This is a genomic window from Inquilinus sp. (assembly GCF_057815775.1).
The window spans coordinates 1-7,956 of sequence record NZ_JBYRFX010000704.1 but is presented as its reverse complement, the minus strand read 5'-3'; the positions used below and the strand labels follow the sequence as shown (position 1 = coordinate 7,956).

At 68.1% G+C, this 7,956-nt stretch carries 8 protein-coding genes; all 8 read right to left on the bottom strand.

The genetic code is table 11. The features are described from left to right. A partial coding sequence (locus AC3XYG_RS24590) for a sigma-54-dependent Fis family transcriptional regulator (protein ID WP_489142499.1) occupies positions 1-994 on the bottom strand: 994 nt, incomplete at its 3' end. A gap of 156 nt (positions 995-1,150) precedes the next feature. Next, on the bottom strand, positions 1,151-2,194 hold the full coding sequence (locus tag AC3XYG_RS24585) for a zinc-dependent alcohol dehydrogenase family protein (RefSeq protein WP_489142498.1): 1,044 nt from the start codon (positions 2,192-2,194) through the stop codon (positions 1,151-1,153). Positions 2,195-2,216: 22 nt separating this feature from the next. Further along, positions 2,217-3,854: a chaperonin GroEL gene (groL, locus tag AC3XYG_RS24580; protein WP_489142497.1), complete on the bottom strand. Its 1,638-nt coding sequence runs from the start codon at positions 3,852-3,854 to the stop codon at positions 2,217-2,219. Between the two features lie 42 nt (positions 3,855-3,896). Further along, positions 3,897-4,676, bottom strand: a complete 780-nt coding sequence (locus AC3XYG_RS24575; protein WP_489142496.1) for a metal-sulfur cluster assembly factor — start codon at positions 4,674-4,676, stop codon at positions 3,897-3,899. Further along, complete coding sequence (locus AC3XYG_RS24570; protein WP_489142495.1) at positions 4,673-5,695, bottom strand: amidohydrolase family protein; 1,023 nt, start codon at positions 5,693-5,695, stop codon at positions 4,673-4,675. Before AC3XYG_RS24570 ends, AC3XYG_RS24575 begins: the two co-directional genes overlap by 4 nt. 184 nt (positions 5,696-5,879) lie before the next feature. Continuing rightward, positions 5,880-6,137 carry an MmoB/DmpM family protein gene (locus AC3XYG_RS24565; protein WP_489142494.1) on the bottom strand — a complete coding sequence of 86 codons (258 nt, stop codon included), beginning with the start codon at positions 6,135-6,137 and terminating at the stop codon, positions 5,880-5,882. Between the two features lie 46 nt (positions 6,138-6,183). Next, positions 6,184-7,269, bottom strand: coding sequence for an aromatic/alkene monooxygenase hydroxylase subunit beta (locus tag AC3XYG_RS24560; protein ID WP_489142493.1), 1,086 nt, complete (start codon positions 7,267-7,269; stop codon positions 6,184-6,186). Between the two features lie 52 nt (positions 7,270-7,321). Next, positions 7,322-7,956 (bottom strand): FAD-binding oxidoreductase (locus AC3XYG_RS24555; RefSeq protein WP_489142492.1); only part of this gene is annotated, 635 nt, incomplete at its 5' end.

Below are 7,956 nucleotides of genomic sequence, written 5' to 3'. Positions count from 1 at the left end.
CGGCCCGCAGCCGGGGGCGCGGCCGGTCCGGCACCACCAGCAGGGCCCCGATCGAACGGCCGTCGGCGATGACCGGATTGAACCATTCGGGCCGCAGGCCCTCCGGCAGGCGGTGCGCCCAGTCCTCGACCGCGACAGTGCGATCGAGGCCTGGCACCCGGTCGCCGACAAGGATCGGCAGCGAGACCTTGCCGGTGGTCTGCACCAGCCGGCCATGCCGGTCGATCACGATGATGCCGGCAGCATCGGCGGATGACAGGCGGCGCAGGCAGACCTCGAGCAGCTGCATCCGCTCGCGCGTCGACCGTTCGGTCAGCACCATCTCGATCTGCCGGGCCGCGGCCACCGCCAGGCCCAGGTTGTTGCGCTGATAGGTCGAGGGCGGGCCGGAGATGTCGATCACACCCATGATCGCGCCGGTGCCGGGCTCGAAGATCGGCGATCCGGCGCAGGTCCAGCCCTTGATGCCTTCGCAGAAATGCTCGGCGGCGTGGATCTGGGCCGGTCGGCCGGTGGCGATCGCCGTGCCGATGCCGTTGGTGCCGACGACATCCTCGCGCCAGTCGCCGCCGGACATCAGGTGGATGTTCTCGCCCTTCTCCAGCGTCGGCATGTCCCCGACCGCCTGCAGCACGACCCCGTCGGGGTTGGTCAGCAGCATGATCGAGCCGGATCCGGCCATCAGGTCGACCGCATCCGCGAACAGCCCCGAGGCGGCGGAGACCAGATCGACGTGGCGGCGCCGAAGCTCCCCCATCGCATCGCTGCGCACCGCGATCGGCGCGGACCGCCCGGTCGGGTTGACGCCGGAATGCAGGCTGCGCTGCCAGGAGGCGACGACGAAGTTCTTGGCCGGGACCGTCGCCTGCGGCTCGCCGGACAGATAGCGCTCCCAGGCCAGCATGGTGTCGGTCGCCTCGCAGGGCGCGCCGACGAAGGCCGGCGGGGCGCTCGGGCGATTCAGGCCGGTCGACGGTTCGTCACGTCTGGACATCGGTCGCTCCCGGTTGCCGGCCGTCTTTTTCGGGCGATCGGTTCGGCCGATCGTCCCGCGACCGTTGTCATTTGATACTCTACACCATTCCTGCCCCCACCGTTCACCCCCCGCGGCATGGGCCTTTCGACCAGTCTTTCACCGCCCCGCCGGCCGTCACGCCGCGGTCAGGATGACCTTCAGCGCCTTCTCCTTCGCGGCATTCGCGAAGACGGCATAGGCCTGCAGGATGTCCTGCAGCGCGAAGCGGTGGGTGATCAGCCCCGCCGGCGACAGCTTGCCCGACTGCACCGTCTTCATCAGCATCCGCGTGGTGTTGGTGTTCACCAGCCCGGTGGTCAGCGTGATGTTCTGGATCCACAGCGTTTCCAGATGCAGCTCGACGCTCTTGCCATGCACGCCGACATTGGCGATGTGGCCGCCCGGCGCGATCACCTTCTGGCAGATGTCGAAGGTGGCGGGGATGCCGACCGCCTCGATCGCCACGTCGACGCCGACACCGTCCGTCATCGCCATCAGGGTCTCGACCGCCTTGCCGCCCGACACGTCGATCGTGTCCGTGGCGCCGAAGCGCCGCGCCACCTCCAGCCGGTTGGGGTCCGTATCCAGCATCACGATGCGGCCGGGGGTGTAGAACTGGGCGGTCAGCAGGGCGGCCATGCCGACCGGCCCGGCGCCGATGATCGCGACCGTGTCGCCCGGCTTCACCTGGCCGGACAGGACGCCGATCTCGAACCCGGTGGGCAGGATGTCGCTCAGCATCACCAGCGCTTCCTCGTCGGCGCCGTCCGGGATCGGGTACAGGCTGTTGTCGGCGTGCGGGATGCGCACCAGTTCGGCCTGGGTGCCGTCGATCAGATGCCCGAGGATCCACCCGCCATCCGCGCAATGCGAATACAGCTGCCGCTTGCAGTTGGGGCAGGAGCCGCAGGAGGTGATGCAGGAGATCAGGACGCGGTCGCCCGGCTTGAAGCTCTTGATGGCGGAGCCGACCGCCTCGATCACGCCGACCCCTTCATGCCCGAGCGTCCGGCCCGCCGCCACCGTCGGCACGTCGCCCTTCAGGATGTGAAGATCCGTGCCGCAGATGGTGGTGCGCGTGATCCGGACGATCGCATCCGTCGGCTTCTCGATGCCGGGGGCCGCCTTCTCGACCCAGTCCTTCTGCCCCGGCCCGTTGAACACCAGCGCCTTCATCATCGTCCTCCGCTTCGTTTGCGTTTCAGGCCCGGCCGAGACGCTCGGCGCCGCCGCCGAGGGCCGGCCCGGCCGTGGGGTCGGAGAATTCGCGCTTGTCCGCGATCAGGGTGTGCGTGGTCAGCACCAGCCCGGCGACCGAGGCCGCGTTCCGCACCGCGCTGGTGCTGACCCGCACCGGATCGACGATGCCGGCCGCGACCAGGTCGACGAAGGCGCCGGTGCGGGCGTCGAAGCCCATCCCGGGCGCCGACCGGGCGACCTGGGCCGTGACCGCTTCGCCGTTCACGCCGCTGTTGGCGGCGATGTGGAACAGCGGCCGGGACAGGGCGCGCTGCAGCAGCTTGACCCCTTCCCGGACGCTGCCATCGGTGCGCGCCGCCAGGTCGTCGAGCGCCGGCGCCGCCTGCAGCAGGGCGGTGCCGCCGCCCGGGACGATGCCCTCCGCGATCGCGGCCCGGGTGGCGTTGACGGCGTCCTCGACCAGTTGCAGCCGGCGCTTCTGTTCGACCGGCGTGGCACCGCCGACCAGGATCACCGCGGTGCCGCCGGACAGCTTCGCCAGCCTTTCCTTGAACTTGTCGCGCTCGATGTTCTCCGGCGCCGCCTGCCACTGGCGGGCGACCTGCTGGCGCCGCGCCGCGATCGCCTCCGGCGCCCCGCCGCCACCCGTGACCACGGTCTGGTTGGCGGAGATCCGGACCTGCCGCGCGCTGCCGAGGTCGCGCAGCTCGACCCGGTCGATCCGGCCGCCCAGGTCGCGGGCGAGCACCCGGCCGCCGGTGACGATGGCGACATCCTCCAGCATCATCTTGCGCCAATGGCCGTATTCCGGCGGATGGATCGCGGCGACCAGCGGCCCGCCCTTGTCGTGCGCGGCGAGCAGCGCGACCACGCAGGCCGGCGCCACCTCCTCGGCGACGATCAGCAGCGGGCGGCCGGTGCCGGCGACCAGGGCCAGCACGGCCGCGACCTCCTCCGGCGTCTGCAGCTTCTGGTCCGCCATCAGGATGTGCGGGTGGTCGAGCACCACCAGCATCTTCTCGACATCGGTGACCATGTGGTGGGAGAGGTAGCCGCGGTCGAAGGCCATGCCCTCGAGCACGTCCAGCTGCGTCTCGACCGTGCTGCCGTAATCCACGGTGACGATGCCGTCCGCCCCGACCCGGGCCAGCGCCTCGGCCACCAGCCCGCCCGTGACCGGGTCGTTGGCGGCGATCACGGCCACCGACCGGATCTGGTCCGGCCCGTCCAGCGGCTTCGCAGCCCGCCGCAGCGCGTCGATCACCTGCTCGACCGCCAGATCCAGCCCCTGCACCAGTTCGACCGGGTTCGCCCCGGCCGCCAGCCGGTCCAGCCCATCCTGCACCAGCGCATCGGCCAGGACCGTGGCGGTGGTGGTGCCGTCGCCGGCGACCTCGTTGGTCTGCTTCGACACCTCGCGCAGGACCTGGGCGCCCATGTTCTCGAACGGGTCTTCCAGCTCGATCTCGGCGGCGATGCTGACGCCGTCGCGGGAGATGATCGGCGTGCCGATCGGCCGGTCGATGATGGCGTTCATGCCGCGCGGCCCGAGCGTGCCGCGCACCGCCCGCGCCAGCTTGGCAACACCGCGGCCGAGCGCCTGCCGGGCGGCTTCGTCGTGCAGCATGATCTTGGGCATTCTCTTCCCCTTCTGATCTTTGTTCCGGCAGGCGGAGGACCGCTAGCGGCCGTCGGCAGGCAATTGGCGGATGAAGTCGACCAGGGTCGGCTCGGCCCCCAGCGCTGCCGTCTCATCGTTGAAGCGCGCGGCGAGCAGCCCCCGGCACAGGGCGCCGTTGAACTCGGTGTTGATCCAGACCCGCCGCAGGCCGGCGAGATGCGCCTGCCAGCCCTCCGCCGTGATCGCGGCACCGCCGTCGTCGACGAAGGCGGGCCCGCCGGCGCCGAAGATGTCCTGCCGCAGCACCAGATAGCGGTCGACCAGCCGCCGCCCCTCCGCGCCGACATCGACACTGCGCAGGGCATCGGCGTCGAGACCGCGCAGCGCGGCCGGATCCCTGCCCTGGTCCATCAGGTGGCGGATCACCGCCTCCTGCCGACGCTGGAACGCCTTGCGGATGAAGGTCCGGCGGATCTCTTCCAGGTCGCCATCCGCCTCGCCGTCGAACGCATCCCGGAAGGCCAGGCCCTGGGCCATGCCGCGGTTGATCGTCTCGGCATACATGTGATCGCCCAGCTCGACCTGCGCGCTGGTGGCCCAGGGCAGGGCCAGCACCGCACGGCGCATGTCGTCCGCCATCAGGAAGGCGAAGTTGGCGGCGCACCAATAGGTCGGCAGCCGGAAGCGGATCCGGACCCCGCCATCATCGGCAACATCGACATCCGTGACGAAGCCGAGCTCCGTCACGGATTCGTCGAGTTCCGGGTCCGTCACCGCCTCGAGCCGGGTCCAGACCTGCCGGATCCGGGTCTCGGCCGGCGCGACGGCCACGGCGGTCATTCCGCCGCGACCGACTGGCGGGCATCGGTCAGCACCGCCTTCTTGGCCTCGATATCGATGTCGTAGAGGCGGGCGGCATTGAGGCCGAGGATCTTCTTCTTCGCCTGCAGCGTCAGCTTCGCCCCGGTCTCCTGGGTGATGTCCTGCGGCAGCTCGAAGGCCATGAGATCCTCGATCAGCCAGTCCGGCGTCCAGATGCCGTAGTCGCTGCCGTAGAGGATCTTGTCCTCGCCCAGCCACATCAGCAGCTGCGAGATCACATGGGCGAAGTATTTCGGCTGGTTGCGGATGAAGGGCAGCGCCACCGCCAGCCCGGCATAGACATTGGTCTCCTGGGTCGCGATCCAGCAGAAATCATCCAGCCGCGGCAGGCCGCAATGCTCGACGATGAAGTTGAGGTTCGGGAAGCTGGTCGCCGCGTCGTCGATGTCAGCGACATCGAACGCATCGCGGTTCAACGGCAGGATCGTCGGGCCCTTGTGGACATGGACGTTCTTGATGCCGAGCTTTTCCGCCCGCTCCAGGAACTTCTGGGCGCCGGGGTCGGACAGCTTGTAGCCCTTGCTGTCGCCCTTCCATTCGGCGGTGTAGAGCTTGACCCCCTTGAGGCCGTGGGTCGCGGCATCCTCTTCCAGCTGCGCCAGGCCGGCCTCGCCGTCGCGCGGATCGAAAGCGCCGTTCAGGATGAAGCGGTCGGGATATTTCGTCTTCAGGACGGCGTTCTGTTCGAGGGTGTTGAAGCCGTTGACGTAGAAATCCTTCAGATAGGTCGGCTGAAAGATCGCCATGTCGTCATAACCCTGGACGAACAGGTCGTTGTACATCGTCTCGGCGCCGTAGTGATAAAACTTCTCCCGCGACCATTGCCGATCCTTCGGCTGCAGGAAGCTGTGATAGCCGTAGAAGCAGTCGATGAACTGCTGGCCATGGACATTCTTCCAGTTCTCCGGGCGCCCGTCCCAGAGGTGGACATGACCATCGATGATGAAGATCTCTTCGCCGTCCTTGGTGCGATACATGGCTGGCTCCCTTGAACTGGGTTTGCGGCGGCGCCCTTTGCGGCTGGCGCCGCCGTTACATCTGGCGGATGGGGGAACGGGCCGGCGCCTACTCGTAGCGCAGGGCGTCGTCCATGTTGCCGAACAGCATGACGGTGTCATCGTCGATCATGACCATCCGCCCGTAATGGGTGGAGGTGGAGATCTAGAACAGATGCGGGGTCATCGGGCGGCCGAGCGCCTCGCTGATCTCGTCCATCTTGAATTCCATCGTGCCTTCGCCGTCGAGGCGGATCATGGCCGGCATGTAGGTGACCGTGACCCCCGGCTTCTCGCCCATCACCTCGGCGATGACACGAGCCTCGACGCTGTCGTTCATGGTGACGCCGCACTGGTGCGAGATCGTCGTCTCGAACTGCATGTCCTTCATGGACTTGAAGATGTTGGCGTTCATCTGGGTCATCTCGATACTCCTCTTGCCGACGCCAGCGCCGGCGGCTGATGGGATCTCAGGCCGACAGCAGCGCCGGCACGTCGAGGCCGATCTCGGTCACGATCGTCTTCGCCCGGTTGCGGGCCAGGTCGAAGGCGTCGTTGAACTGCGTGACCTTGACCCGCGGCAGCGACCACAGCGGCTGCAGATGCCGGGCCGCGGCGACGGCCAGCGCCCCATGGTTGTCGAACCACTGGGTGAACAGCAGGCGGTTGTGCTCGCCATGCTGCGGGTCATGCGCCAGCATGTGGAACAGCTCGACCGCATTGGCCAGGTTGCGCTCGTAGTCGCCTTCGGCCGCGGACACGACGGTCGGCGTGCTGAAGTCGTTCTGGGACGCCGCCATCTGCATGATGAAGCCGCTGCGGAACAGCTCCGCCACCAGCGGTTCGAACACGATGTTCACCGCGAAATACTTCTCGAGATAGTCGGTGGCGCCGCCGATCGTCTCGATCGCCCGGCGGGTGTCCTGCCAGATCGGATCCTCGAGCCAATGGGTCTTGCCCGCGGTGCTGTCGAAGGTCTCGAGATCGAGGCCGATCTCGCTGAGATACAGCGTCAGATCCTGCGAGAAGCGCAGCTTGTACGAGGAGTTGGTCAGGATCGCGTTGTTGATCATCTGGGTGTAGCCGTAGCGCTGCGCGTGCATCGCCGAGGTGCCCAGGCCGAATTCGGCGTGCTTGTAGGCGCCGAGATGGTCCTGCAGCACCTTGACCCAGGCTGCATCGAAGCGGCGCGGTGCGCCCGACCGCCGGGCATTGTCGATCACGTTGGTGATCATGCCGACGATCGTGGCCTGGCGCTGGTAATGGGTGCGCTCCCACTCCTCGTCCACCGACCGGTATTTGTGCCAGTCCGAGCTCTTCGCCGCGGTCCAGCTCTCGGAATAGGTCGGCGTGCCGTCGGGGAAGGAGATGATCCAGTCCTGCAGCAGATACCGCTTCGGGTCGGGCTGGACATCGACCGTGACGTCCTCGTAATGCGTCGCCTTGCGGCCCTTCGGATCGAAGTAATTGTATTTGCGGCTGTCGGACCCGGCGAACTGGGCCGCGCCGGCGGCGCCGGACTTCAGGGGTGCCGTTGGCTGTTCGAGGTTGGTCATCGATATCCTCCCTTGCTGGCGTTGTCGGATCAGGTTGGTCCGGGGCCGCGGATCAGCGGATGGCCGGGGTGAACTTGTCGAAGTAGATTCGCTCCGGCTCGACGCCGGCCATCTGCAGCACCGGCAGCACGGCGTCGATCATCGGCGGCGGGCCGCAGGTGTAGGCGTCGATCTCGCCCGGCAGCCCCTCCTCCCGCAGCACCCGCGCCACGACCTCGTGGACGAAGCCGGTCTCGCCGGTCCATTCGTCGCCGGGTTCGGCGTGGGACAGCGCCGGGATGAATCGGAAATTCGGCAGGCGGCGGGCGAATTCGACGAATTCGTCGAGATGGAACAGGTCGCGCCGGGTGCGGGCGCCGTAGAAGAAGCGCACCGGCCGCTGTTCCCCGCTCTCGGCATGGTCGTTCAGGATCGACCACAGCGGCGACATGCCGGAGCCGCCGCCGATCAGCACCATCGGCCCCGGCCGTTCCTCCCGCCGGAAGCAGGTGCCGTAGGGGCCCTTGGCGGTCAGCCGGTCGCCCGGCTTCAGCTCGCCGTCCAGCAGCGCCGAGAAGGCGCCGTCCGGATACTTCTTGATGATGAAGGCCAGCCGGTTCTGCTGGACCGGGGCGTTGGCCATCGAGAAGGACCGGGTGATGCCGCGGCCGGGGATGGTCAGGTCGACGAACTGCCCCGCCCAGAAGC

What these genes read in the sequence shown, in the direction of transcription:
- groL (WP_489142497.1), bottom strand. Translation starts at nt 3,854, where the DNA reads ATGCCCAAGATCATGCTGCACGACGAAGCCGCCCGGCAGGCGCTCGGC.
- AC3XYG_RS24585 (WP_489142498.1), bottom strand. Translation starts at nt 2,194, where the DNA reads ATGATGAAGGCGCTGGTGTTCAACGGGCCGGGGCAGAAGGACTGGGTC.
- AC3XYG_RS24570 (WP_489142495.1), bottom strand. Translation starts at nt 5,695, where the DNA reads ATGTATCGCACCAAGGACGGCGAAGAGATCTTCATCATCGATGGTCAT.
- AC3XYG_RS24565 (WP_489142494.1), bottom strand. Translation starts at nt 6,137, where the DNA reads ATGACCCAGATGAACGCCAACATCTTCAAGTCCATGAAGGACATGCAG.
- AC3XYG_RS24560 (WP_489142493.1), bottom strand. Translation starts at nt 7,269, where the DNA reads ATGACCAACCTCGAACAGCCAACGGCACCCCTGAAGTCCGGCGCCGCC.
- AC3XYG_RS24575 (WP_489142496.1), bottom strand. Translation starts at nt 4,676, where the DNA reads ATGACCGCCGTGGCCGTCGCGCCGGCCGAGACCCGGATCCGGCAGGTC.